Origin of the sequence: Polaribacter sp. (assembly GCF_965656025.1) — a bacterium.
In the GTDB taxonomy this organism is placed as follows: Bacteria; Bacteroidota; Bacteroidia; order Flavobacteriales; family Flavobacteriaceae; genus Polaribacter.
Window position 1 is genome coordinate 63,877 of the sequence record NZ_CBFHJT010000001.1, and the last position, 24,758, is coordinate 88,634.

27 protein-coding genes are annotated in these 24,758 nt (G+C 28.8%); 10 read left to right on the forward strand and 17 right to left on the reverse strand.

The window, feature by feature from the left end; translation table 11 throughout:
- The first annotated feature begins 17 nt into the window (after positions 1-17).
- The 3 genes from ffh to ACTG3S_RS00350 all read left to right on the forward strand — a co-directional run bounded on the left by ffh (position 18) and on the right by ACTG3S_RS00350 (position 3,252).
- On the forward strand, positions 18-1,346 hold the full coding sequence (gene ffh / locus ACTG3S_RS00340) for a signal recognition particle protein (RefSeq protein WP_439127412.1): 1,329 nt from the start codon (positions 18-20) through the stop codon (positions 1,344-1,346).
- 121 nt (positions 1,347-1,467) lie between these two features.
- Complete coding sequence (folD, locus tag ACTG3S_RS00345; RefSeq protein WP_439127384.1) at positions 1,468-2,346, forward strand: bifunctional methylenetetrahydrofolate dehydrogenase/methenyltetrahydrofolate cyclohydrolase FolD; 879 nt, start codon at positions 1,468-1,470, stop codon at positions 2,344-2,346.
- Positions 2,347-3,252 carry a YitT family protein gene (locus tag ACTG3S_RS00350; protein WP_439127385.1) on the forward strand — a complete coding sequence of 302 codons (906 nt, stop codon included), beginning with the start codon at positions 2,347-2,349 and terminating at the stop codon, positions 3,250-3,252.
- Here ACTG3S_RS00350 and ACTG3S_RS00355 read toward each other — a convergent pair.
- Positions 3,249-4,283: an AI-2E family transporter gene (locus ACTG3S_RS00355; protein WP_439127386.1), complete on the reverse strand. Its 1,035-nt coding sequence runs from the start codon at positions 4,281-4,283 to the stop codon at positions 3,249-3,251. The genes ACTG3S_RS00350 and ACTG3S_RS00355 overlap by 4 nt on opposite strands.
- A 137-nt stretch (positions 4,284-4,420) precedes the next feature.
- On the opposite strand from ACTG3S_RS00355, the gene ACTG3S_RS00360 reads away from it, so the two are divergent.
- Positions 4,421-5,122 (forward strand): YwaF family protein, encoded by a 702-nt coding sequence (locus ACTG3S_RS00360; RefSeq protein ID WP_439127387.1) that lies wholly within the window; start codon positions 4,421-4,423, stop codon positions 5,120-5,122.
- Here ACTG3S_RS00360 and ACTG3S_RS00365 read toward each other — a convergent pair.
- From ACTG3S_RS00365 to ACTG3S_RS00440, 16 genes are all read right to left on the reverse strand, one after another.
- On the reverse strand, positions 5,119-5,487 hold the full coding sequence (locus ACTG3S_RS00365) for a cupin domain-containing protein (protein ID WP_439127388.1): 369 nt from the start codon (positions 5,485-5,487) through the stop codon (positions 5,119-5,121). The genes ACTG3S_RS00360 and ACTG3S_RS00365 overlap by 4 nt on opposite strands.
- 174 nt (positions 5,488-5,661) lie before the next feature.
- Positions 5,662-6,228 carry a hypothetical protein gene (locus tag ACTG3S_RS00370; RefSeq protein WP_439127389.1) on the reverse strand — a complete coding sequence of 189 codons (567 nt, stop codon included), beginning with the start codon at positions 6,226-6,228 and terminating at the stop codon, positions 5,662-5,664.
- A gap of 41 nt (positions 6,229-6,269) precedes the next feature.
- Complete coding sequence (locus tag ACTG3S_RS00375) at positions 6,270-7,841, reverse strand: helicase HerA-like domain-containing protein (RefSeq protein ID WP_439127390.1); 1,572 nt, start codon at positions 7,839-7,841, stop codon at positions 6,270-6,272.
- A gap of 170 nt (positions 7,842-8,011) precedes the next feature.
- Entirely contained in the window at positions 8,012-8,752 is a 741-nt protein-coding gene (locus tag ACTG3S_RS00380) for a LytR/AlgR family response regulator transcription factor (protein WP_439127391.1), read from the reverse strand.
- The gene (locus ACTG3S_RS00385; protein WP_439127392.1) at positions 8,752-9,483 is read right to left on the reverse strand and encodes a sensor histidine kinase; all 732 of its coding nucleotides are present in this window, start codon (positions 9,481-9,483) and stop codon (positions 8,752-8,754) included. The genes ACTG3S_RS00380 and ACTG3S_RS00385 overlap by 1 nt, the downstream gene beginning before the upstream one ends.
- Positions 9,484-10,292: 809 nt before the next feature.
- On the reverse strand, positions 10,293-10,775 hold the full coding sequence (locus tag ACTG3S_RS00390) for a beta-carotene hydroxylase (protein ID WP_439127393.1): 483 nt from the start codon (positions 10,773-10,775) through the stop codon (positions 10,293-10,295).
- Positions 10,772-11,467, reverse strand: a complete 696-nt coding sequence (locus ACTG3S_RS00395) for a carotenoid biosynthesis protein (RefSeq protein ID WP_439127394.1) — start codon at positions 11,465-11,467, stop codon at positions 10,772-10,774. Before ACTG3S_RS00395 ends, ACTG3S_RS00390 begins: the two co-directional genes overlap by 4 nt.
- Positions 11,454-12,911, reverse strand: a complete 1,458-nt coding sequence (gene crtD / locus ACTG3S_RS00400) for a 1-hydroxycarotenoid 3,4-desaturase CrtD (RefSeq protein WP_439127395.1) — start codon at positions 12,909-12,911, stop codon at positions 11,454-11,456. The genes ACTG3S_RS00395 and crtD overlap by 14 nt, the downstream gene beginning before the upstream one ends.
- Positions 12,912-13,042: 131 nt before the next feature.
- Positions 13,043-13,705: a spheroidene monooxygenase gene (locus ACTG3S_RS00405; RefSeq protein WP_439127396.1), complete on the reverse strand. Its 663-nt coding sequence runs from the start codon at positions 13,703-13,705 to the stop codon at positions 13,043-13,045.
- A 132-nt stretch (positions 13,706-13,837) separates the two neighbouring features.
- Positions 13,838-14,593 carry a LytR/AlgR family response regulator transcription factor gene (locus ACTG3S_RS00410; protein ID WP_439127397.1) on the reverse strand — a complete coding sequence of 252 codons (756 nt, stop codon included), beginning with the start codon at positions 14,591-14,593 and terminating at the stop codon, positions 13,838-13,840.
- Between the two features lie 171 nt (positions 14,594-14,764).
- Positions 14,765-15,100: a 2TM domain-containing protein gene (locus tag ACTG3S_RS00415; protein WP_439127398.1), complete on the reverse strand. Its 336-nt coding sequence runs from the start codon at positions 15,098-15,100 to the stop codon at positions 14,765-14,767.
- A 4-nt stretch (positions 15,101-15,104) separates the two neighbouring features.
- Complete coding sequence (locus ACTG3S_RS00420; protein WP_439127399.1) at positions 15,105-15,692, reverse strand: 2TM domain-containing protein; 588 nt, start codon at positions 15,690-15,692, stop codon at positions 15,105-15,107.
- A 4-nt stretch (positions 15,693-15,696) separates the two neighbouring features.
- The gene (locus tag ACTG3S_RS00425; protein WP_439127400.1) at positions 15,697-15,984 is read right to left on the reverse strand and encodes a 2TM domain-containing protein; all 288 of its coding nucleotides are present in this window, start codon (positions 15,982-15,984) and stop codon (positions 15,697-15,699) included.
- Positions 15,984-16,307 (reverse strand): 2TM domain-containing protein, encoded by a 324-nt coding sequence (locus ACTG3S_RS00430; protein WP_439127401.1) that lies wholly within the window; start codon positions 16,305-16,307, stop codon positions 15,984-15,986. The genes ACTG3S_RS00425 and ACTG3S_RS00430 overlap by 1 nt, the downstream gene beginning before the upstream one ends.
- Positions 16,307-17,668, reverse strand: coding sequence for a 2TM domain-containing protein (locus ACTG3S_RS00435; RefSeq protein ID WP_439127402.1), 1,362 nt, complete (start codon positions 17,666-17,668; stop codon positions 16,307-16,309). Before ACTG3S_RS00435 ends, ACTG3S_RS00430 begins: the two co-directional genes overlap by 1 nt.
- A gap of 45 nt (positions 17,669-17,713) precedes the next feature.
- Positions 17,714-18,142: a DUF2141 domain-containing protein gene (locus ACTG3S_RS00440; protein WP_439127403.1), complete on the reverse strand. Its 429-nt coding sequence runs from the start codon at positions 18,140-18,142 to the stop codon at positions 17,714-17,716.
- 621 nt (positions 18,143-18,763) lie between these two features.
- Here ACTG3S_RS00440 and ACTG3S_RS00445 point away from each other — a divergent pair.
- From ACTG3S_RS00445 to ACTG3S_RS00470, 6 genes are all read left to right on the forward strand, one after another.
- Positions 18,764-19,381 carry a GNAT family N-acetyltransferase gene (locus ACTG3S_RS00445; protein ID WP_439127404.1) on the forward strand — a complete coding sequence of 206 codons (618 nt, stop codon included), beginning with the start codon at positions 18,764-18,766 and terminating at the stop codon, positions 19,379-19,381.
- Positions 19,378-20,556 carry an argininosuccinate synthase gene (locus ACTG3S_RS00450; protein WP_439127405.1) on the forward strand — a complete coding sequence of 393 codons (1,179 nt, stop codon included), beginning with the start codon at positions 19,378-19,380 and terminating at the stop codon, positions 20,554-20,556. The genes ACTG3S_RS00445 and ACTG3S_RS00450 overlap by 4 nt, the downstream gene beginning before the upstream one ends.
- Before the next feature lie 69 nt (positions 20,557-20,625).
- Positions 20,626-21,606 (forward strand): N-acetyl-gamma-glutamyl-phosphate reductase, encoded by a 981-nt coding sequence (argC, locus tag ACTG3S_RS00455; protein ID WP_439127406.1) that lies wholly within the window; start codon positions 20,626-20,628, stop codon positions 21,604-21,606.
- Positions 21,607-21,686: 80 nt separating this feature from the next.
- Complete coding sequence (gene proC / locus ACTG3S_RS00460; protein WP_439127407.1) at positions 21,687-22,481, forward strand: pyrroline-5-carboxylate reductase; 795 nt, start codon at positions 21,687-21,689, stop codon at positions 22,479-22,481.
- Positions 22,482-22,523: 42 nt separating this feature from the next.
- Complete coding sequence (locus ACTG3S_RS00465; RefSeq protein ID WP_439127408.1) at positions 22,524-23,651, forward strand: aspartate aminotransferase family protein; 1,128 nt, start codon at positions 22,524-22,526, stop codon at positions 23,649-23,651.
- Positions 23,652-23,697: 46 nt separating this feature from the next.
- Positions 23,698-24,758: glutamate-5-semialdehyde dehydrogenase (locus tag ACTG3S_RS00470; RefSeq protein WP_439127409.1), on the forward strand; the 1,061-nt coding region annotated here is incomplete at its 3' end.

Genomic DNA, 24,758 nt, shown 5'->3' on the forward strand with positions numbered 1-24,758 from the left:
AAAAAAAGACACAAATTATGTTTAATAATTTAAGCGATAAATTAGATAAAGCCTTACACACCCTAAAAGGGCATGGTAAAATTACAGAAGTTAACGTTGCAGAAACGTTAAAAGAAGTTAGAAGAGCGCTGTTAGATGCCGATGTTAACTTTAAAATAGCCAAAGAATTTACCAAAAAAGTACAAACCAAAGCGTTAGGACAAGATGTATTAACTACATTAAATCCTGGACAACTAATGGTAAAGTTGGTTAAAGATGAACTAACTGAGTTAATGGGAGGTGAAACTGTTGGTGTAAATTTAGGAGGATCTCCAACCGTAATTTTAATGTCTGGTTTACAAGGTTCTGGTAAAACTACTTTTTCTGGAAAATTAGCAAACTATCTAAAAAACAAAAAAAGCAAGCAAGTTTTATTGGTGGGTTGTGATGTATATAGACCTGCAGCAATCAATCAATTGCAAGTTGTTGGAGAACAAATTGGTGTAGAAGTATATGCTGAAGTTGGGAATAACAATCCTGTAGAAATTTCTAAAAATGCTATCGCACATGCAAAAGCCAATAGTAAAAATGTCGTAATTATAGATACTGCCGGTCGTTTGGCTGTAGATAAAGAAATGATGACAGAAATTTCTAATATCCATAAGGCAATAGAACCACAAGAAACTTTATTTGTGGTAGATTCTATGACTGGGCAAGATGCTGTAAATACTGCAAAAGCCTTTAACGATATTTTAAATTTTGATGGTGTTATACTAACAAAGTTAGATGGTGATACACGAGGTGGAGCTGCACTTTCTATAAAATCTGTGGTTGATAAGCCTATAAAATTTATTGGTACTGGTGAAAAAATGGATGCGATTGATGTATTTCATCCAGATAGAATGGCAGACCGTATTTTGGGTATGGGAGATGTGGTTTCTTTAGTAGAAAGAGCCCAAGATCAATATGACGAAGAAGAAGCTAGAAAACTGCAGAAAAAAATTGCAAAAAACCAATTTGGTTTTGATGATTTCTTAAATCAAATTCAGCAAATTAAAAAAATGGGAAGCATGAAAGACCTTATGGGTATGATTCCTGGTGCTGGAAAAGCTTTAAAGGATGTAGATATTGATGATGACGCTTTTAAAGGAATTGAAGCTATTATACATTCTATGACACCTGGTGAAAGAAGCGAACCAGCAAGCATAAACTCAAGCAGAAAGAAAAGAATTGCGAAAGGATCTGGAACTTCTATACAAGAAGTAAATCAGTTAATGAAGCAATTTAATCAAATGAGTAAAATGATGAAGATGATGCAAGGTGGTGGTGGCAAAAAGATGATGCAGATGATGAAAGGAATGAAGTAATGAAGTAATGAAGTAATGAAGTGTGAAGTAATAAAAATAAAAAACATTAACAAATGTCATTTCGAAATGAGCTTTTTTTAAGCGATTGAGAAATCTCAACTTGTAACCTTGAAACAATAAAATGATTTTATTAGACGGAAAAAAAACAGCTGCAGACATTAAGGAAGAAATTTCTTTAGAAGTAGACGATTTAAGAAATAATGATAAAAAAACACCACACTTAGCAGCTATTATCGTTGGTAATGATGGTGCTAGTATTACCTATGTAAATGCAAAAGTAAAAGCTTGCGAACGTGTTGGTTTCGAGTCTACTTTAATTCGTTTACCAGAAGACATTACAGAAGAAGAGTTACTTAATGAAATTGCTGTTTTAAATATAGATAACGACATTGATGGTTTTATTGTGCAGCTTCCATTACCAAAACATATAGATGAACAAAAGGTTATAATGGCAGTAGATCCAGATAAAGATGTAGACGGATTTCATCCAACAAATGTTGGTAAAATGGCATTAAACTTACCAACTTTTATTTCTGCAACACCTTTTGGTATTTTAGAATTGTTAGATAGATACGAAGTAGAAACTTCTGGTAAACATGTGGTTGTTTTAGGTAGAAGTCATATTGTAGGTAGCCCAATGAGTATTTTACTATCGCAAAAAAGAAAAGTAGGTAATGCTACTGTTACCATGTGCCATAGTAGAACTAAAAATTTAAAAGAAATTACTTTACAAGCAGATATTATTGTGGCTGCTATTGGAATACCAGAATTTTTAAAAGCAGACATGGTTAAAAACGATGTAACTGTGATAGACGTTGGTATTACTAGAGTTGCAGATCCTTCTAAGAAAAATGGATTTAGATTGGTGGGTGATGTTGCTTTTAAAGAAGTTGCAGAAAAATCAGAATATATTACTCCTGTACCAGGTGGCGTTGGTCCAATGACAATTGCAATGCTATTAAAAAATACTTTATTAGCTTGTAAAAGAAAAAATGACTAGATGAATCTAAAAAATGTTAAAACTTATTTTTCTGAATATTTTCAAATATTTGTTGGTATCGTTTTAACAAGTTTGGGTTTAAAAGCTTTTTTATTACCTAATGGTTTTTTAGATGGTGGCGTTACGGGTATTGCTTTATTGGTAAGAACTCAGGTAGACATTAACATGTCTTATTTGCTAATACTGTTTAGCATTCCGTTTTTGATTTTAGGCTATTTTACAGTTGCAAAACGTATTGTAATTAAATCTGTAATCAGCATTTTAGGAGTTGCTTTATTTATTCATTTCGAAAACTTTCAAACCATTACAGATGATAAATTACTGATTTCTATTTTCGGAGGATTATTGGTAGGCTCTGGAATTGGAACTGCTATTAGAAATGGATCGGTTTTAGATGGTTCTGAAATTTTAGGGATTTACCTAAATGACAAATTCGGAATTAGTATTGGCAAAATTGTAATGCTCTTTAATATCATTTTATTTACGGCAACTGCTTTTGTTGAAACTATAGAAATTGCACTTTACTCAATACTTACTTACATTATTGCTGCTAAGGTTACAGATACTGTAATAGAAGGTTTTGAGGATTTTATTGGTGTTACCATAGTTTCTAAAAATAATGCCGTTATAAAAAAAGCTATTTTAGAAGAGTTGGGTGTTGGTTTAACTATTTACAAAGGTAGTTCTGGTTTTGGCAATAATGGTAAAGTAGAAGATTTTGACATTATCCATTCTATTATAAATAGAATTGATATTAAAAAAATGTACAGAATTGTACAAGAGTTAGACGAAAACGCCTTTATTGTCGAATTTGACGTAAATAGTGTGAAAGGCGGAGTTTTAAGACATTATATAAACAAGAAGAAAAACAGAAAACTTGCTTCTTTAAAAAACAGAAAACACTAAAGTACTTTTTTATCATCTTGATGATGTTCTCCGAACTCTTTTTTATAGATTCTTACAATTATCAAAAATAAACTTATTAAAAGTGGACCAAAAATAAGTCCAATAAAGCCAAATAGAGGCACACCAACAATTACCCCAATTAAAGTAATTAATGGGTGTACATTGTCTAACTTTCTAAGCACAAATAATCGAATAATATTATCTGTAGATCCAACTACAACCAAACCATATATTAAAATACCCCAAGCCGCAAAATTGTTTCCTGAAGTAAGTGTTAGTAAAAAAACTGGTAAAATACCAATTAAAGTACCCACAAACGGTATCATAGAACCTACTGTAACCACCACAAACCAAAAGAAAGGATCTGAAATACCAAATATTAAAAAACCAATCAATGCAATAATACCTTGTGATATTGCTACTAATGGTATTCCAATAGCATTAGAACGCACCATGGCTTGAGACTCTTTACCAATAATTTTTAAATTTCTTTCACTAATAGGTATATATTCATATAAAGAAGATCTAAGTTCAGATCTATTGGTAAACATATAGTATAATAAAAAATACATAATACCAATAGCTATAAAAATATTAAAAGTACTACCTGCAAACCCTTCTAAGTTGTTAGTTACCCAACTAGAAAATTCAGAGGTATTTATATTATCTGTTAAGTTATAACCAAATCTATTTTCTATTTTATTTAGTTGGGTTTTTACTGCTGCCATTACTTGTTCATAGTTATTTACTGCATCACCTATTTTATTACCTAACATTAAAACTATACCCGCCACAGGTAACAAAATACAAACAAAAGAAACCAACATGATAAAAGCAGCAGCTAAATCTGGTTTCCAATTTTTCTTTACCAAGAAAATCATCCACTTTCTTAATAGTACATAAATGGTTATCGCTCCTAAAATTCCAGATAAATACGGCATCATTTCTCTAAAAATGAGTATTCCTATTAATAAAATTAAGAGTAAAACAAAAACTTGTCTTATCACTTTAGGAGCTATATAGTTTTTCATGTAATTATTTTTAAGGCAATTTATTAAATTTTGTATTTAAAAAGTATAAGAATCAGATTTTTAATTAACTTTATTAATACTTTTAAATGTTTAATATGAATTTTTAATTTTATAGATTGCAAAGATTATTTTAAAAAATGAATTTTTTCATAGAAGAAAACAACAATTTTGTCCCTTTTACAACCCAACATTTGGGCGTAATACTTTTTATTTTTTGTTTTGGTTCTTTATTGATTTTTATAAGTAAAAAACAACCTAAAACAGTGCAAAATAAAATAGGGAATGTTTTTGCGTTTTCAATTTGTGCTACTACTCTATTGGGTGTTTTTGTAAGTGTTTATAATGGTAATTTTAATTATAAGACAGATTTACCTTTACATTTATGTAGTTTTTTAACCTTGGTAATACCTTTATTATCTTTCACTAGAAAATTATTGTATTACGAAATCTTTTTTTTCTTAGTAATTGCAGGCACTTTACAATCTTTAATTACACCAGATGATTATAATTACTTAAATTTTAAATTCTTTAGATATTGGTATGTGCATGCTGGCTTAGTAATTTTTATGTTTTTTGCCACTTTTGTTTACCAATTAAGGCCCACTTTAAAAAGTGTTGGTAAAGCTTTTTTAGCCATGCAAGTTTACATGTTACTAATGTTTGTTATCAATAACTTTTTAGGTTCTAATTATTTTTACACAAATAGAAAACCAAATGCAGCAACTTTACTGGATTTTTTTGGTGATTGGCCACAATATATTTTTGTGGTAGAGCTAATTGTAATTCCGTATTTTTTATTGATTTACCTACCCTTTTACTTAACAAGAAAAAAGGCTTAGGCCTCTTCTCTATTTACCAAATCCATAGAAAAAGCGGGCAAACAGATGGCTAAATATTCACAAGATTCCTTAAAAGGATTGGAATATTGTACTCTTGTTTTTTTGTTGATTTTAATAGATTCTCCAGCTTTTAAAATAATGGTTTCTCCTTCTATAATAAATTGTTTTTTTCCTTTTATGATGTAGGTATATTCATCAAACTCTGGGGTTTGAAAAGGCTCGCTCCAACCAGAAGGTGCAACCATATGTGCCATACTTAATTGTGAGTTGCCATCTGTTGCATTGCCAAAATGTTCTTCTATGAGTTTACCATCGGTTGTGGGTACTATAAAAGGTGATTTTTGAATGGTGTAATTTTTTTTCATAATGGGTTGCATTTTGCGTAAGTGATTGAAGTGGCATCCTTTTTTTTTATATAAATTGAAAAAATGCCTCTAGTTTAACAGAACGTTTTTTATAAACAGTTGCTAAAATGGATTCAACAAATAAAAAAAAGATATAACGTAAAGCACGACCACACTTTTTTGTGTGGTTACGCCCTAATTAAACCAAACGACCAAAGATTTCATTTTTGCCAAATCTGGAATTTGCTCAATAGTTACCTTTTGTGTGCTAAAATCTCTTAAACCTAGTTCCTCTTTGTCTATGGCAACTGTAATGTTAAAATCGTTGATAAACAAAGTTGCTGTAGAAAATGTAGATTCTATTCTATTGATATTGTTATTGGCATTAATTTCTGAAAAGGTAGAATTGATATTAATACCTGTTTCTGTGGCATATTTAGCATCAAAAATCTCTACACTTTTTATGGTAGAAAGTGAATCTAATTGTTGTTTTGGTACTATGGTTAAAAGGTGCTTTCCTCCTTTTTCGTAAATTAAATATTCATCATCATCTTGAAAATAATCGTCTCCTAAAGCGCCCTCGCTTAAGTTTTTTACAATAGAGTCTTTTTCGAATATTTTGTTTAAATCAGAAATTTTAGTTTTGGTTGTTAAATGTCCAACTTTACCTTTTTCAATTTTATATTTACCTCCATCTCCACAGCTTATTAATAACACTGAACATATAATTACTAAGCTTGTTACAATATTTTTTTTAATCATTTTGTTAATTTTATACGTTTTATAACGTTTATTTTGTGTTGTTATTTTAATACTTTTTTTAAAATACCAAATGCGGCTCTTATAAAAGTTGCACTAGTTAGTACTTTTACAATTGGATTTTGTCTGGTACTTCGTCTTCTAGAGTATGTTCTATTCGCTTTTGCTTCTCGCTCTCTTTCTTTCTCTTTTTCTTTTGCCAAACGTTCTTTTTCCTTCTGCGCTTTTTCTTTTGCTATGGCTTTGGCTTCTGCCAAATTTACTTTTTCTATTTTAGAATTTAGCAATTCGTAAGCGCTTTCTCTATCTAAATTTTCATTATACTTATAGAATAAACGCGAATTATTTATAACTTGTTTCAACTCTTTATCTGTTAAAACATCCATTCTACTCATTGGCGCACGCAACATGGTTCTTGCCAAAGGTGTAGGTATTCCTTTTTCGTTTAAAACGGATATAAATGCTTCTCCAATTCCTAATTTTGTTAATACTTCTTTAGTATCGTAATAATCTGAAGTTGGATAATTTTCTGCTGCTAACTTTATGGCTTTTCTATCTTTTGCTGTAAAAGCTCTTAATGCGTGTTGTACTTTTAAACCTAACTGAGCTAAAATATCTTCTGGTACATCTTTTGGATTTTGAGTGACAAAATACAAACCAATACCTTTAGAACGAATTAATTTTACAATACTTTCTATTTGGTTTAACAAGGCTTTAGAGGCTTGTTCAAAAACCAAATGTGCTTCATCTATAAATATGATGAGTTCTGGTCTGTCAGCATCTCCTTGTTCAGGAAAAGTCTCATAAACTTCTGCTAATAATTGCAACATAAAAGTAGAAAACAACTTGGGCTTGTCTTGAATATCAGTTAATCTTAAAACAGAAATGATTCCTTTTCCATCCTCATCTACTCTGGTTAAGTCCTCTACTTCAAAAGATTTTTCTCCAAAAAACAAATCTCCTCCTTGTTGTTCTATTTCTATAATTTTACGCAAAATAGCTCCTGTAGATGATGATGAAATTCGCCCATATTCTGCTTGAATTTCCTCTTTACCTTCATTAGTAACATAATGCAGTACTTTTTTAAAGTCTTTAATGTCTAATAAAGGAAACTTATTATCGTCACAATATTTAAAAATAATGGCAACAATACCACTTTGTGTTTCTGTTAAATCTAAAATTCTTGATAATAAAACAGGACCAAATTCAGAAATAGTTGCACGTAACCTAGTACCATCTTGTTCTGAGAGGGTTAATATTTCTATTGGGAATTTTTTAGCGGTAAAAGGAAAACCAATTTTTGCATGTCTTTCGTCTATTTTTGCATGCCCAGGACTAGGTTGTGCCAAACCAGACAAATCTCCTTTAATGTCCATTAACAAAACAGGAATCCCTTTTTCTGATAAATTCTCGGCTAAAACTTGTAGGGTTTTTGTTTTACCTGTACCAGTTGCACCTGCAATTAAACCATGCCTATTTAGAGTTTTAAGAGGTACTTTAACTATGGCATCTGTAATAGTTTCTTCGCCTAACATTGCTGCACCTAAAGGTAAAAAATCTCCTTTGGTTTTGTAACCTTCATTTATATATTTAAAAAATTCTTCTTTTTGGCTCATACAAAACTGAATTAATTAGCACCTGAAACGAGTTCAAGTTATGAGCATAAAAATAAGTAAAGTTTGAGAAGTAGGGAATTTTTTAAAGAAATTGTTTTATAAAAATTTGAAGTTAGAATAAATTAAAGATTATTATCAACATAATAAATAAAACTGTAAAACTCAAAACTCTAATCAATCCAAGCCTTAAAATCTTTAACACGCTCTCTACTTACAATTATTTCGTTTTCGTTGTATGAGTTTAAAATTATTTTTAAACGCGAATTAGAATACCCAATAATATCATTTATGGCATTAATATGTACAATATATGTACGATTGACTCTAAAAAATTCTGCTGGATTTAAATCGTTCTGTAAACTTGTTAAAGAATGATTGATGATATAGTTACCTTGAGAAGTGTTTAAATACGTAGCGTTTTCAAAACTAAAAAAACAACCAATTTCGTCAGTTTTTAAAATTTTTATCTTTTTACCTAATTTTACTGTAAAAGATTCTTTGTATTTCTCTGTTTTATAAGTACTCATTAACTTTTTAAATTGCTCAAAATCAGTTTCTTTTTGATGTAGTTTTTGCGCTTTTAAAATAGCTTCATTTAATTTTTCTTTATTAATGGGTTTTAACAAATAAGAAATGCTATTATAATCAAAAGCTTGAATACTATAATCGATGAAAGCTGTTGTAAAAATAATTTTCGAAGTGATTTTTACATATTTAAAAATCTCAAAACACAAACCATCTGAAAGTTGTACATCTAAAAAAATAAGATCTGGTTGTTCGTTTTTCTGAAACCAATTAATTGAAGATTTTATTGAACTGAGTTTATCTAAAATCTCTATTTCAAAACCTTGTAACAAACGTTCTAATCTTCTTGCAGATGGCAACTCGTCTTCTATAATTAAGGCTTTCATTAGACAGTTTCTAAAATTGGTAAATAAATTATATACACTTCAGGTTTGTTTTTTATGATTACTTTTTCATCCGTAAAAAAAGCAATTCTTTTTTTAATGTTTTCTATTCCCTTTTTAGAGGTATTTGCTGTTTTTAACTTTACATTCTTATTGTTTTCTACAATTAAATAATTTTCTTTAGATGATATTTCAATGGTAACAAGATTATCTTCATTAATCGTATTGTGTTTTACAACATTTTCTAAAACTTGTTGTAAAATGGTAGCAACAATATATTTTTCCTTTGCTTTTTCATCGATATTAATTGTAAAATTTAAACCGACTTCAAAACGATCTTTAAGAAGGGCTAAATAGCTTTTTGCAAACGCAATTTCGTCTTTTAATAAGACAACATCTTGTTTTTCTTGTTCTAAAAAACACCTGTATATATTAGATAAATTCTCTGAAAAACTAACTGCTTTTTTAGGGTTTTCTTCTATTAAACTGGTTAACACATTTATATTATTAAATAAAAAATGTGGACTTATCTGATTTTTTAACTGTTGATAATTGAGTTGAGATTCTAAAGATTGTTGTGTTAAGTGTTGTTTTTCTGCTTTGGAAACTAATTTCAAATAATATAGATGAACTAAAGCGATAATTATTAAAAAATAGGGGCTAAACAAAGTAATTGTGTGCACCAAATTATTTATGCCTCCTACTTTTTTAAATACAGAAAAAAAAGTAATCATCTTTATGGCATTAAAGGCATAAGATAAAAACAAAGCAACTATAAAATAATATAATATTACTAAAAAAAATCTTTTTGTATTATTAAACTTTGTGTATGAAGAGTTAAAAAAGCTAAAAGAAATATATGAGCAAAAAATACCTAAAGGAAAAATATTTCCCCAGACAATTGTAATATTGAAAAAACTTGGAGATTCAAATAAAACTATTAACGTATAAATAATTGAACACAGAAAAGGGAATAATAAGAGCTTTTTATTAGAATAATTAACCTTTACTTTTATTACCTTTTTTAATTTATGCTTATTGAAAATCAACAAGAAAACACTAAAAAACAAGGTAGTTAATAAACTAATTATTGATAAAGACAATAAATTTAAATTAAAAAAACTAATAGATTTAGAAACTAAAATATATTTGAAAAAAAAACATAAACTTATATAAGATAGAACAAATGAAGTTAGAAGTGCTTTAATAATTATAATTTTATAATTTTCTTTCTTATGAAATAAAAAAGATATTAAAATAGGAATATAAAATATAAATATAGTTGGTAAGTAGGATTTTTTAAAACTAATATTATCATAACCAATTGTAATAATTTGAGCAGATAATAAAATTAGCGTTAAAACCGCAAAAATGGTAAATGAAACATAAAATGCTTTAAATATTTTCTTCATAATTTCTAATTTTCATCAAAAATGAAACTTATCATCATTAATAAAAAAAGAAATATAGTGAATTGTTATTTTAGATTAGTGAGTTGTAAAAAAGGATGTCTCGATATTTTTATTTCAATTTTCAGAAAAAATTATAATTTTTGCTTGCGAATTGCCTTGTCTTTAAGCACCTTTTCCCAATACTTTTTAGCAACAAATAACAAACCGAAACTTTCGCCTTTCTCTTTATCAAGATGCTTATGGTGCATTTTATGCGCCCACTTTATAGCTTTTACATATATGTTATTACTTCTCGAAAACCATTTAAAACGCTGATGAATAATTACATCATGTACCATAAAATAAGCAAAACCATACAGTGCAATACCAAACCCAATACCTGCAAGCCAAAATATTTTATCTTCTAAACCAATCATAATACACAACCAACTTGGTATGGCAAAAATTAAAAAAAAAGTATCATTTTTCTCGAAAAAGTGATTGTTGGGTTTGTGATGATCTTCATGCAAATACCATAAAAATCCGTGCATTACATATTTATGCATTGCCCAAGTAATACCTTCCATTATAATAAAAGTTACTAAAGTAATTGATAAGATTAAAAGGAAAATCATTTATAAAATAAGATAATGGTTATAAAAAATATTAGTTGAATAGTAAATAAATAAACCGCGAATTTATTCTGTTTATTAAAACTCAAATTTACGAAAAAATACTGTAAAATTAAACTTCCGAAAAACCAACAAACGTAATTATAAATTGGAATTTCTCCATAAGGAAACCACTGCCAAAAATTTAATTTAATAGCAACTGGTTCTAAAAAAAAATCTAAAAAAACTGCTGCAAATGCCCCAATTATTGCCAAAAAATGAGGTTCTATTTTAGTAGAAATTTTAAAATTATGTTTAACTTTAAGAAAATTATAAAATTGAAAACTTAAACTACCAACGCAATACATGGTTGTAAACCATAAAATGCCTAATAAAACAGGAACGCCAAAAACTTTAATGCCCATAACGTTTGAATATTCATAATCTCCAAATAGAAAACCTGTATTTATTCCAACAATTTCATAAATAAGACCTGCAAAAATACAAGCAGCAAAAAAGAACCAAAGTTTTTTATTAATTTTTTGATGTGTGTATAATACCAATACCATTGATATGATTAAATTCAAAGGTGTATTTTCAATAAAAAAATCGTTGTACTTAGTAAAAAGTAAGCCAATTATGGCACTCACATGAAATAATAAACTTATTGCTAAGGCTAATCTATATTTGTGTTTAAATATATTACTGAATACCATCTGCTACTAATTTTGCACTTTTAAAACATAAAGGAATTCCTCCACCAGGATGAACGCTACCACCACAGAAAAATAAATTTTTATAATGTTTACTTCTATTTTGTTGTCTAAAAAAAGCAGCCATTTTGCTATTACTACTTGTGCCGTATAGAGATCCCATAAAACTTGCTGTTTTTTCTTGAATATTTAATGGAGAAAGGGTTTCTTCTGCAACAATATGCTTTTCAAGATTCGTATTTAATTGTTTATTTATTTGTTTTATAATAAACTTTTTCACTTTTTCTTTTTGCTCTTCCCAATTATGTTTATTATGTGCAGGAGCATTAACCATTACAAACCAATTTTCACTATTGTTTGGTGCATGATTTTTATCGTGTTTAGAGGTGATATTTACATAAATGGTTGGCTCAACAGGTAAAATTGATTCCTCAAAAATTTCTTTGAATTCCTTTTTATAATCTTCACTAAAAAAAATATTATGCAAACCTAATTCTGAAAAAGTTGTATTAATTCCCCAATAAAAAATAAAGGCACTACTACTTCTTTCTTGTTTTAAAACTTTTTTAGCATATTTTTTATCTGTTAGTAAATTTTTATAGGTGTAATAAATGTCCATATTACTTACAACTATATCTGCTTTATAATTTTTTCCGTTTACTAGAACTCCGTTAACTGTATCTTTTAATGTTTCAATTTTTTCTACTTTACTATTTAAGTAAAATTGAACACCAACATCTTTTGCCAATTGTACCAAAGCATTGGTAATACTTATCATTCCTCCCTTTGGATAAAAAGTTCCTTGGCTTTGTTCTAAACTAGAAATCATACTTAACATAGCTGGTGCCTTGTAAGGATTACTACCATTATAAGTTGCAAACCGATTAAAAAGCTGAATCATTTCTGGTGTTTTAAAACTTGATTCATTGTAACTATTTAATGACTTTGCAATGTAAGGAAACTTAACACTAAACAAAGCTTTATATGTTTCACTTTTTGTGATCAAACTTAAATCTAAAGGAAAATCTAAAAAAAGTTCTCCTATATTTTTGTAGGCTTTTTTGCTATTTTCAAGATACCTTTTAATGTTTTCTGATGGCTCACCAAAAACTTTTTCTGCTTCATCAGCAAAAGCATCCACATTTTTTTGAGCGGTAATTTTTTTACCATTTGCAAAAAAATAACGACAACTTTCATCTAAAGAACGATATGTAAAATAGTTATTAATATCTTTTTTAGCCAAAGTAAAAAGTGCTTCTATATTTTCTGGAGCTGTAAAAAGAGAAGGACCCCCATCAAAAGTAAAACCGTCTTTTTCAAATGAAGATAGTTTACCACCAAAGTAAGAATTGGCTTCAAAAACAGTAACATCGTAATTCTTTAGAGATAATCGGATTGCAGTTGCTAAACCAGCAACTCCACTTCCAATAATAGCCACTCTTTTCATTTGTTTAATGTTTTTGTAAAAATATAAAACAAAATAATATTTAACCCTATTTTTTGATTAAAATATATCCAAATATTTTTAAAAATTTATTAAAAAAATTAGTGTGCTTAGATCAAAATAAAAAAGACGAATTATTTTTCAATTTTTTGTTGGATTGTAAAACGTGTAAACATATCCTCACTATACCAATCTTGTTTTCTTGTTTTTTTAATAACAGCTTTATGTTGTGGCATTCTGTATGCAAATTTTTTCATCTTTGCTTTTGATTGCCAAATACTAAAAGTTGCTTGTTTAACCCATGGTATCTCCCCAACTCCGTAAGAAGTTATAAAGCCATCTGCAGTAGCCATTTGAGATGCAACTGGCGCTACATTTTGCCAAAAATATCGTAATTTATTTAACCGAATTGTAGCCCTGGTTAATACCGCTATTTCTCCTTCATAATCTGTTGATGGTGGTAAATCGCCAAAAACCTTTTTTTGATCCCATAAACCATGACCTTCAATTGGTTTTAATAAATAAATAGTTTGTTTTTTACAGAATAATTCAAACCATTTTAAGATAAAACTTCCAAATTGCTCTTTTAACGTTAAATTACCATCATAAGTAATTAAAATAGACCATTGAGATAAATCTGGAACTTTATCAAAAGTACCATTTTTACCTGTACCCATTAATTTGTAAAATTGTATATTTTTATTGAAAAATAGAGGTATTCTGAAAATTGCCATTGATAAAAATCCAAAAAAGGCAAAAATTGGGTAATATTTTACAATGATTAAACTTGTTCTCAAAATGGTATCAACTCTTTTTAAAAATTAATCAAATATAGATAAAGTAATTGAGGTGAATTATTTTTTGATTTACTGTTTTTATTTTTTTGTAAAACTATTTTACTGATGAATTAAAAATCAAAAATAGAGGTGTTAATCAATCCAATTCTTAAAATCTTTTACACGTTCTCTACTTACAATTATTTCTTGTTCGTTATAAGAGTGTAATATTAATTTTAAACGCGAATTAGAATAGGCAATAATGTCTTTTATGGCGTTTATATGGATGATAAAAGTTCGGTTAACTCTATAAAAATGTTCTGGGTCTAATTGTTCTTGCCAATTTTCTAATGAATGGTCTAACAAATGATTCCTATTGTCTGAAGTATGTATATAGGTTGATTTATTTTCGCTGTAAAAGCATTCAATTTCATCGATATTTACAATTTTTATGTGTTGCCCAACTTTTATAGAAATACGTTTTTTATATTTTCTATCTACAGGATTAATTAGTAATTTTTTTATGTCGTCTAAATTTACCTGCACTCCTGTTTGTTTAGATTGATTTGCTTTAAACTTGTCTACAGCAACTTTTAATTCGTCTTCATCTAAAGGTTTTAGTAAATAATCTATGCTATTTAATTTAAAGGCTTTTAAGGCATATTCATCATAAGCAGTGGTAAAAATAATAGCAGATTTTACATCTATCTCTTCAAAAATTTCAAAAGACAAACCATCTGAAAGTTGAATGTCAAGAAAAATTAAATCTGGATGTTCGTTATTCTGCAACCAATTTAAAGATTCTTCTACAGAATGCAACATTTGCTGCGCTTCTATATTTAAGGCTGCCAACATTCTGTTTAATCTTCTTGCTGCTGGTTTTTCATCCTCTATAATTAATACATTCATTTTTTTAGTTGTTAGGTGTTGGTTGTTGGTTGTTGGTTGTTGGTTGTTGATTGTTGATTGTTGATTGTTGATTGTTGATTGTTGATTGTTGATTGTTAATTGTTGGTAAAATCAAAAAAAAATACAAAGCATACAAAATAATAATTGAAAAATTTTTATGCTGAAAACACCCTACTTCAATCTTTTTTTCTCATCATCTTTATCCATTAATTCTTGTATTTTACGATTTTCCCAATCTTTACCTAAACCTAAAGATTTGAAACCGAAAACACCTAACCAATGAAAGAACATTCCTATTCCCCAGAAAAATGCGGTAGAATAGGTTCCGAAATTTGTAATAGCTTCTTTAAATGTATCCCCGCTTTGCATTAGTCCATAAATTATAATTCCGCTTAAAAAAAGATTCACTAAAATATAAACAATTAGGTGAATGTAAAAACCCTTTAGCTCTTTAACTCTTTTTTGTGCTCTAACATAATTTTGTTCTTGTATAAAATCTTCTTGCATAATATTAATTATTAGTATTTAAAAATTGTTGCATTTTTCTTTCTTCCCATTTTTTTCCTAATCCTAACACCTCAAAACCGAAAACACCTAACCAGTGAAAGAACAGGGCAATTAACATACCTCCAAATGCGAACCAGAAAAAATGAAAACCTGGTACAAATTTTAAATTAACAAACACAATCAAAGGAAAAGAAAATACATAAACAATTAAATGAACGTAAAATCCTTTAATTTCTTCTGCTTGTTTTTTGGCTTTTAAATAGTATTGTTCTTGAATGTGGGTTGATTCTTCTGCTGTTTTATTATCAACAGGATCACCAACAAACTTTAATACTTTTTTCTCCATCCATTCTTTTTTAAAATCCATTTTAGAAAATGCAAAAACATTAATCCAATGAATTAGTAAACCCACGCACCAAGCCATAATTGCATACCAAAACCAATGAAATTGTGGTACCGTTTGTAAGTTGATAAACACTAAAAAAGGTAAAATTAAAAAGGATGCTATAAAATGGGTGTAAAAACCTTTGATGTCTTTAATTTTTTGAACTGCTTTTAAGTATAACTGATGTTCTATATATTTTGATTGCATGTTGTTAGTTCTTATTTTTCATAAATTCTTTGATTTTTCTTTCTTCCCAGTTATTTCCAAATCCAAATAAATTAAATCCGAAAGTATTTAACCAGTGAAAAAACAAACCAAATCCCCAACCACAAACCGAAAACCAAAACCAATGAAAATGAGGCACAAATTTCAGGTTGATAAAAATGATAAAAGGAATTACCAAACAATATACTGTTAAATGTGTGTAGAACCCTTTAATGTCTTTTACTCTTTTTTGAGCTTTTAAAAAACGTTGTTCTCTTGTAAAATCTCTTTCCATTATCTTTTTCTATTTTCTTGTTCTAAATAATTGTTTATTTTTCTTTGTTCCCAATCTTTGTTTAAAAATAAAGGTAAACCAAAAGTACTTATCGCTTGAAATAAAATTCCTATACCCCAATATAACCAAATTTTATAATTATGATAGTCCCAAAATGCTTCCTTGAAAGTATCTCCATCATTCATATCACCAACAATAAAAATGGCACTTAAAAAAGTATTAATAATAATATAAGTAGCTAAATGCTTATAAAATTTTCTGATTTTTTCAACTTTTTTACGAGCTAAAATATATTGCTGTTCTTCCGTATATCGTTGTTTCATTATCGTAATCTTTTTTGTTTGTTTTCTTTATCCATCAATTCTTTAATCTTTTTATCTTCCCAATTTTTACCCAAGAAAATATTATAATTATTAACTTCTAAAAAGTGGAATGTTAAGCCCAATCCCCATCCAAACATTGGAAACCAAAACCAATAAAATCCTGGTGAGAATTTTAAATTGATAAATACTAAAAAAGGGATTACCAAACAGTAAGAGGCTAAATTTTGATAGAATTCTTTTAATTTTTCTACTCTTTCTACTGCTTTTACATACTTGCTATTTTCTAAATTGTCTGAATACATAATATTGTTCATTTTAAATAAGAGAGGTAAACTCACCTTAAAAGTTTTGTTGTTATTTTCTATTTTTACTGCTTTTTGAGTAATTAACCCATACCTGTCTACAATATTTTGTAAACCAACTTTGGTACTTTTACCTACAGCTTCTTTTGGGTTGATGTTATTTTCTATAATTAAATAATTATTTTCTTCGTAAATGTTAATTGTTAATGGTTTAGAGTTAGAAACCACATTGTGCTTTACAGCATTTTCTAATAAAAGTTGTAAAGACAAAGGCACAATTTTAAGCTCGTTATTACTTATAGTGTCTGGTATGTTAAACTTTACTGCATCTTCAAAACGCATCCCTAACAATTCCATGTAAGTTTTTGCAAACTTTAACTCTTCTTCTATAGGTACTAAATCTTTGTTTCTTTGTTCTAAAACATACCTATACACTTTAGAGAGCTTTGTGGTAAACCTTTCTGCCTGGTTTGGATTTTCGCCAATTAAACTGGTTAAAACATTTAAGCTATTAAACAAAAAATGCGGATCTAATTGGTTTTTTAAAGACTCAAATTTAGCTGTTTCAGTTTTTGCTACAATTTCTTGTTTGGTGGTTTCTTTGGTCATTGCAGCTTTCCAATTTTTCATAAAACCTCTTGCATGCAAAAAGGTGGAAACTGCTAAAGAAAGAATAATATAAAACAAATGAGCCCAAAAGAAATTTCCTTTAAAAAAATTAGCAGGATTGTTATTATTAATGACAATAAAAACTATGTAATTAATAATTAGAACAACGGGTATAGTATATAAAACTGTTACAATAATACCAGCCCAAACTCTTTGGTTTGTGTGCGTAATCCAATCCCACTTGGTAGATAAATAACCGTTTAAAAAACCATTTCCAAAACCAATTCCAAAAGAATACATTCCAGAAATTATAAAAGACCAAGCAATGCTTTCTACAGATGTTTGCCAAAAAACTAAGCTAAATATTACACCAAAAATAATGGTAATTTTTAAACATAAAATTGCCGATTTCTTTATGTTTTTAATTGTATATACCTCTTGGCTGTTCATCTGTAAGTTTATTATTTGTTATTGATAGATAAGTAGCGTAATTTACTAAAATTTAATATCTAATTCTAAATTTTTATCTTTCAATAAAAACTTTGCATTCTCAAAAGTTGGTGGTGCAAAAGCCATTACATTGTTAGAAGCACCATAATCTTCTAAAGGCATTCTGTTTTTAGAAAAATCCATTCTATCATTGTTGTTTTTATCATGATAGCAAGTAATGGCATATTCTCCAGAAGGCACATTTTCAAAAACCACGGTACTTTTTCCGTTTTTAATTTTACCTTCTTTTCCTTGTATTGGTTTTCTCATAAAATTGTCTTTGGTGTACAAAGCAAATCCTATTTTACCAGTATCTGAAGTTGCATTTACAACTGTTACTGTAATTGTTTTGGTTGCTGTGTTTTGGTTTTGTGCTGTTATACTATTTGTGATAGTTAACATAGTTAAGATTAAAAATGATGCTAAAAATTTCATAATAAATTGTTTTTAAATGTTATTGTTATTTGATGTTTCAAAGATGCAACACAAATCCTTTTTTTTAAATTAAAGCTTACCCAACTGTATTTTTTATATACTGAATTGTAAAAAATCTTAAAATAAGATGATTTTTACATGTGCTAACTTGATTTTTATCAATTAAAACTTAACATCATATTCAATCAGCATCGTGTTTTTTGGTGGTTTGATAAAAATTAATCAATTAAAAAGTTATTTTTTTATCAATTTGATAAAAATTTACAAAAAACATTGTTTTGTATCTTTTAAAATAAAAAATAATTTACTTTTACAGCATGATTACTTCAAAAAATAAAACAAACAATATAGTACCCAGATTGCGCTTTCGCAGTCAGATGCGCTTATTCTAAAAGAAAGCACAAAGGGAATCTATTATTTTTATTTTTTTATCATGAATTACACAACAAACTTTACAAGCAAACAAAACGGAACTATTACAAATAGCACTAACAAACCCTATGTGCGCCGTTTTTTCTTATTTCGCCCTTTGGGTGTGCAATAAATTATGGAATTAGGTGCGTCCAATTCTGCATTTCAAAACAACAACACAAATACATTTAATTTTAAAATATCAATACAATGCAAATTGTAATTGCAAATAAATCACATATCATTTATGCAGAAATCATCTGCAAAACTATAGAAGATGCTGCTCAAGTTAGAGGCACTGGAATTGCAAAGCGTAAACCAGAATATGTAGCCACTAAAATGGAAAATGGTAACGCTGTTATTGCCTTAGATGGCGATAAATTTGCTGGATTTTGTTATATAGAAAAATGGGGACATGGTAAATTTGTTGCCAATTCTGGTCTAATTGTGCATCCTGATTATAGAAATATAGGATTGGCAAAACAAATTAAGCAAGTCATTTTTAAACACTCAAGAACAAAGTTTCCAGAAGCAAAAGTGTTTAGTATAACTACAGGTTTAGCTGTTATGAAACTAAATAGTGATTTAGGCTATAAACCTGTAACATTTTCTGAACTAACAGACGACCAAAGCTTTTGGGATGGTTGCCAAACCTGTAGAAACTTCGATATTTTAACAAGAACCGAAAGAAAAATGTGTTTATGCACAGGTATGTTGTTTGATCCTAAAAATAATAATAAAGAAGCATCTAAAGAAGTAAAAGAAAACGTATTTAAAAGATTAAAAAACATGAAACAAAACTTGTTTCTAAAAAAAGATAAAAAATGAAAAAATTAGTAATAGCGTATAGTGGTGGTTTAGATACATCTTACTGTGCCGTAAGTTTAAGTAAAGAATATGATGTACATGCGGTTAGCGTAAATACTGGTGGTTTTACAGACGAAGAAATTAAACATATAGAGAGTAATGCTTATAAAATGGGTGTTTCAACGTATAAAAATATTGATGCCATTGCTACTTTTTATGATAAAGTAGTTAAGTATTTAATTTTCGGAAACGTTTTAAAAAATAGTACGTATCCGCTTTCTGTTAGTGCAGAGAGAATAATTCAAGCTATTGAAATAATAGAATATGCTAAAAGTATTGATGCAGCATATATTGCACATGGTTCTACTGGTGCAGGAAATGATCAAGTAAGGTTTGATATGATTTTTCAAACATTAGCACCAAATATTAAAATTATTACACCTATTAGAGATCAGAAACTAACAAGACAAGAAGAAATAGATTATTTAAAATCTGAAGGAATTGATATGCCTTGGGAAAAATCTAAATATTCTGTAAACAAAGGGCTTTGGGGAACAAGTGTTGGTGGTGTAGAGACTTTAAAATCAGAAAAACCTTTACCAAACGAAGCTTATCCTTCTCAATTAGAAAAAGAAGGTGAAGAAAAAGTGACACTTACTTTTAAAAATGGTGAGTTTGTTGCTTTAAATGGTGAAAAAAATAAACCTGAAATCAACATAGAAAATCTAAACAATATTGCATCTAAATTTGCAATTGGTAGAGATATTCATGTAGGTGATACCATTGTGGGTACAAAAGGTAGAGTTGGTTTTGAGGCTGCTGCTGCTTTAATTACAGTAAAAGCGCATCATTTATTAGAGAAACACACACTTACAAAATGGCAATTACAACACAAAGAATACTTGTCTAGTTTTTACGGAATGCATTTGCATGAAGGCCAATATTTAGATCCTGTTATGAGAGATACTGAAGCTTTTTTACAAAGTTCTCAAAAAATGGTTTCTGGTAATGTGTTAGTTACCTTAAAACCGTATCATTTTTCTTTGGATGGTATTGTTTCTGAACATGACTTAATGTCAAGTAAATTTAGCACGTATGGAGAAGAAAACAAGGCTTGGACAGCTAATGATGCTAAAGGTTTTATTAAGATTTTAGGAAATCAGAACAAGATATATCAACAAGTAAATAAAAAATAAGTTTAACTGTTGAATTGTTTAATTAATAAACTGTACAATTAAACGATTAAACGATTACACAATAAAACAATGAGTTTAGAAGTAGGAATTATTGGTGGTGCAGGTTATACTGCTGGCGAATTAATTAGGTTATTATTAAATCACCCAGAAACAAACATCAATTTTGTGTATAGCACCTCTAATGCTGGTAACAAATTGTATAACGTACATCAAGATTTATTAGGATCTACAGAAATTGATTTTACGCAAAAAATTAATCCTAATGTAGACGTTTTATTCTTGTGCTTAGGTCATGGAAATTCTACTGCCTTTTTAAAAAAAAATAGTTTTTCAGAAAACACAAAAATTATTGATTTAAGTAATGATTTTAGATTAACTAAAGATAAAGTTATTGATGGTAAAGAGTTTGTGTATGGTTTACCCGAACTACAAAAAAAAGTTATAAAATCTGCTAAGTATATTGCAAATCCAGGTTGTTTCGCAACTGCGTTACAATTGGCAATTTTACCTTTAGCTACAAACGGTTTATTACAAAATGATATTCATATCAATGCTGTAACAGGAGCAACGGGTGCAGGAACTTCATTATCAAAAACAACACATTTTACTTGGAGAGATAATAACTTTTCTCATTATAAAGCCTTTACACATCAGCATTTGGGGGAAATTAATCAAACTGTAACCCAATTGCAATCAGATTTTACGTCTGAAATCAATTTTATGCCAAATAGAGGAAATTTCTCAAGGGGGATTTTTGCAACAACTTATACAAAATTTGAGGGTTCTTTAGAAGATGCAAAAAACATCTATAAAGAATTTTACAAAGACGCAGCATTTACGTTTGTTTCTGATGAATCGATTCATATGAAACAAGTAGTTAATACAAATAAGTGTTTGGTTCAGTTAGAAAAACACGGAAATAAGTTACTAATAACTAGTACAATAGATAATTTATTAAAAGGAGCTTCTGGTCAAGCTATTCAGAATATGAATTTAATGTATGGCTTTGAAGAAATTTTAGGATTAAATTTAAAAGCAAATTATTTTTAAGAGTTGGTTGATGGTTTTTGGTTGGTTTTTTATAGTTAAACCTCCAAAAACCAATAACTAACAACCATAAATCAAAATTTATGAAAGTAGCAATTATTGGAGCAGGTAGTTTAGGGCAATCAATCGCAAAAGGATTATTGTCAAAAAAAGCTGTTAGCACTTTGTATTTATCCAAAAGAAATCTAGAATCTTTAAGTAATTTTAAAAAGTACAAAGAGGTAACATTAACTGCAGATAACGCCTTTGCTGTTGATAATGCTGATATTATCATTTTTGCTGTACAGCCAAAACATCTTAGTAAAATTTTAGGAAAAGTAAAATATTTACTTAGAAAAGATCAGTTAATAATTTCTGTTGCTACAGGTTTCTCTATTGGAAAAATAGAAAATATTATTGGGGCAAAACATGCTATTGTTAGAGCAATGCCTAATACCGCTGCTTCTGTTCGTCAGTCTATGACTTGTCTTTCTCCAAATGGTAAAGGAAAAGAAAAAATTGAACTAACAAAAACAATTTTTAATAGTTTAGGTGTTTCTATGGAAATTCCTGAAGAGCAATTACAAGCAGCAACTGTTATTTGTGCAAGCGGAATTGCCTTTTGGATGCGTTTAATTAGAGCAACAACGCAAGGTGCTATTCAATTAGGATTTGAAGCTGCTGAAGCACACGAATTGGCAATGCAAACCTGTTTTGGAGCTGCATCTTTATTAAAAAAATCTGGTAATCATCCGGAAGCAGAAATTGATAGAGTAACTACACCAAGTGGTTGTACTATCGAGGGTTTAAACGAAATGGAGCATCAAGGATTAAGTGCTGCTTTAATTAAAGGAATTAATGCTTCTTTTGAAAAAATCAACCAAATAAAAACAAATTAAAGAAAAAGAATCAACCATAATAACAACCTAAAACCAACGATTATGCCTTTGTTTAATGTATACCCCTTGTATGATGTAACTCCTGTAAAAGCCAAGGGAGTTTATGTTTACGATGAAAATAAAACTGAATATTTAGATTTATATGGCGGTCATGCTGTTATTTCTATTGGTCATGCGCATCCAAAATATGTGGATGCTATCACTAAACAAGTTTCTAAAATAGGGTTTTACTCAAATGCAGTGCAAAATCCTTTGCAAAAAAAATTAGCAGATAAAATTGAATTACTTTCTGGTTGTAAAGATTACGAGTTATTTTTATGTAATTCTGGTGCAGAAGCTAATGAAAATGCATTAAAACTAGCGTCTTTTAAAACGAATAAATCAAGAGTCGTTGCTTTTAAAAATGGTTTTCACGGACGTACTTCTGCTGCTGTTGCTGCAACAGATAATAAAACTATAATTGCTCCAATAAACGCACAGCAAAAAGTTACTATTTTAGACTTAAATGATATTGATAGCGTAAAAAAGGAATTAGAAAAAGGGGATGTTTGTGCTGTAATTGTAGAATTGATTCAAGGTGTTGGTGGTTTAGACCAAGCAACTAAAGATTTTTTTGAACAAGTTGATGTACTTTGTAAGGCAAATAACACCTTATTTATTGCTGATGAAGTTCAATCTGGTTATGGTCGTTCTGGAAAGTTTTTTGCTTATCAACATTATAATTTAACTCCTGATATTATTTCTATTGCAAAAGGAATGGGAAATGGTTTTCCTATTGGCGGAATTTTAATTCACCCAAATATTGAAGCTAAATTTGGAATGCTAGGTACAACATTTGGAGGGAATCATTTAGCTTGCGCAGCTGGTTTAGCGGTATTAAAGGTTATTGAAAAAGAAAAATTAATAGACAACGTAAACGAAATGTCGTCTTATCTTATAAAAATTGCAAAAACAATTTCACAAATAAAAAAAATTAAAGGTAGAGGCTTAATGTTAGGCTTAGAATTTGATTTTGAGGTAGGCGATTTACGTAAAAAATTAATTTACGATCATCATATTTTTACAGGCGGTTCTTCTAACAAAAAATTATTAAGAATTTTACCTCCTTTAAACATTAAAAAGAATCATATTGATGAGTTTTTTGAAGCCTTAATTGATGTTTTAGATTAAAAAATTTTATTGTAGTTTCTAAAATTAATTAGAATATTTAATAAAAATGAACACATTATTATCCATAGAAATAAGAAATAATGTTTTGCTTACCATGGCAGAACTTTTAGAGGTGAATAGGGCTGAATTGATTCGCATCAACAAAAAAGATTTAGAAGCTTATAAAGGTGATGATATTTCTATGTTTGACCGCTTAAAAGTTACAAATGCAAAAGTTGATGAAATGATTGCAGCAGCAAAACATTTGGCTTCTCAAGAGAATCCTGTTGGTGTAGAGCGTTTTAGCTTTAAGCACGAAAATGGCATGCAAGTTTATAATAAAACTGCCTCTTTTGGCACCGTTTTAATTATTTACGAATCTAGACCAGATGTTACAGTTGAAGCTGCTGGAATTGCTTTTAAATCTGGTAATAAAATTTTATTAAAAGGTGGCAAGGAATCTTTACATTCTAACCTAAAAATTGTCGAATTATGGCACAAAGCATTACAGAAACACAATACATCAACAGATTGGGTAGGATATTTACAGTTTAATAGAAAAGAAACTCAGGCTTTTTTAGAAAAACCAACTCAAAAAATAGATTTAATAGTACCAAGAGGTGGAGAAAGGTTAATTGCTTTTGTAAAACAACATGCTACTTGTCCTGTTATTATTAGTGGACGTGGCAACAACTTTGTTTATGTAGAAAAAGAAGCAGATCTTAATATTGCAATTGATGTAATTTTAAACGGAAAATCTAAAATTTCTGCATGCAATGCTGTGGATAAGGTTTTAATTGATGAAAATCTACCTGATAAAAAAGGTTTTATCAATCAATTAATTGAAAAACTAAAGGAAGCTAATATTACCATTTTAGGTGATCAAATTGTAGCGAAATATCATAATCTAAATCAAATTGAATCCGATGCTGTTTGGTCTGAAGAGTTTTTAGATTATAAAATTGTAATAGGAGAAACTACCAATATTGAAGCTTCTATTGAAAAAATAAACAAATATTCTGGTGGACATTCAGCAGCAATTATCACCAAAAATGAAAGTCTAGCTAAATTATTTATGGAAAACATAGATTGTGCTGCTGTGTATCATAATGCCTCCACTCGTTTTAC

What these genes read in the sequence shown, in the direction of transcription:
- ffh (WP_439127412.1), top strand. Translation starts at nt 18, where the DNA reads ATGTTTAATAATTTAAGCGATAAATTAGATAAAGCCTTACACACCCTA.
- folD (WP_439127384.1), top strand. Translation starts at nt 1,468, where the DNA reads ATGATTTTATTAGACGGAAAAAAAACAGCTGCAGACATTAAGGAAGAA.
- ACTG3S_RS00350 (WP_439127385.1), top strand. Translation starts at nt 2,347, where the DNA reads ATGAATCTAAAAAATGTTAAAACTTATTTTTCTGAATATTTTCAAATA.
- ACTG3S_RS00355 (WP_439127386.1), bottom strand. Translation starts at nt 4,283, where the DNA reads ATGAAAAACTATATAGCTCCTAAAGTGATAAGACAAGTTTTTGTTTTA.
- ACTG3S_RS00360 (WP_439127387.1), top strand. Translation starts at nt 4,421, where the DNA reads ATGAATTTTTTCATAGAAGAAAACAACAATTTTGTCCCTTTTACAACC.
- ACTG3S_RS00365 (WP_439127388.1), bottom strand. Translation starts at nt 5,487, where the DNA reads ATGAAAAAAAATTACACCATTCAAAAATCACCTTTTATAGTACCCACA.
- ACTG3S_RS00370 (WP_439127389.1), bottom strand. Translation starts at nt 6,228, where the DNA reads ATGATTAAAAAAAATATTGTAACAAGCTTAGTAATTATATGTTCAGTG.
- ACTG3S_RS00375 (WP_439127390.1), bottom strand. Translation starts at nt 7,841, where the DNA reads ATGAGCCAAAAAGAAGAATTTTTTAAATATATAAATGAAGGTTACAAA.
- ACTG3S_RS00380 (WP_439127391.1), bottom strand. Translation starts at nt 8,752, where the DNA reads ATGAAAGCCTTAATTATAGAAGACGAGTTGCCATCTGCAAGAAGATTA.
- ACTG3S_RS00385 (WP_439127392.1), bottom strand. Translation starts at nt 9,483, where the DNA reads ATGATTACTTTTTTTTCTGTATTTAAAAAAGTAGGAGGCATAAATAAT.
- ACTG3S_RS00390 (WP_439127393.1), bottom strand. Translation starts at nt 10,775, where the DNA reads ATGATTTTCCTTTTAATCTTATCAATTACTTTAGTAACTTTTATTATA.
- ACTG3S_RS00395 (WP_439127394.1), bottom strand. Translation starts at nt 11,467, where the DNA reads ATGGTATTCAGTAATATATTTAAACACAAATATAGATTAGCCTTAGCA.
- crtD (WP_439127395.1), bottom strand. Translation starts at nt 12,911, where the DNA reads ATGAAAAGAGTGGCTATTATTGGAAGTGGAGTTGCTGGTTTAGCAACT.
- ACTG3S_RS00410 (WP_439127397.1), bottom strand. Translation starts at nt 14,593, where the DNA reads ATGAATGTATTAATTATAGAGGATGAAAAACCAGCAGCAAGAAGATTA.
- ACTG3S_RS00415 (WP_439127398.1), bottom strand. Translation starts at nt 15,100, where the DNA reads ATGCAAGAAGATTTTATACAAGAACAAAATTATGTTAGAGCACAAAAA.
- ACTG3S_RS00420 (WP_439127399.1), bottom strand. Translation starts at nt 15,692, where the DNA reads ATGCAATCAAAATATATAGAACATCAGTTATACTTAAAAGCAGTTCAA.
- ACTG3S_RS00425 (WP_439127400.1), bottom strand. Translation starts at nt 15,984, where the DNA reads ATGGAAAGAGATTTTACAAGAGAACAACGTTTTTTAAAAGCTCAAAAA.
- ACTG3S_RS00430 (WP_439127401.1), bottom strand. Translation starts at nt 16,307, where the DNA reads ATGAAACAACGATATACGGAAGAACAGCAATATATTTTAGCTCGTAAA.
- ACTG3S_RS00435 (WP_439127402.1), bottom strand. Translation starts at nt 17,668, where the DNA reads ATGAACAGCCAAGAGGTATATACAATTAAAAACATAAAGAAATCGGCA.
- ACTG3S_RS00440 (WP_439127403.1), bottom strand. Translation starts at nt 18,142, where the DNA reads ATGAAATTTTTAGCATCATTTTTAATCTTAACTATGTTAACTATCACA.
- ACTG3S_RS00445 (WP_439127404.1), top strand. Translation starts at nt 18,764, where the DNA reads ATGCAAATTGTAATTGCAAATAAATCACATATCATTTATGCAGAAATC.
- ACTG3S_RS00450 (WP_439127405.1), top strand. Translation starts at nt 19,378, where the DNA reads ATGAAAAAATTAGTAATAGCGTATAGTGGTGGTTTAGATACATCTTAC.
- argC (WP_439127406.1), top strand. Translation starts at nt 20,626, where the DNA reads ATGAGTTTAGAAGTAGGAATTATTGGTGGTGCAGGTTATACTGCTGGC.
- proC (WP_439127407.1), top strand. Translation starts at nt 21,687, where the DNA reads ATGAAAGTAGCAATTATTGGAGCAGGTAGTTTAGGGCAATCAATCGCA.
- ACTG3S_RS00465 (WP_439127408.1), top strand. Translation starts at nt 22,524, where the DNA reads ATGCCTTTGTTTAATGTATACCCCTTGTATGATGTAACTCCTGTAAAA.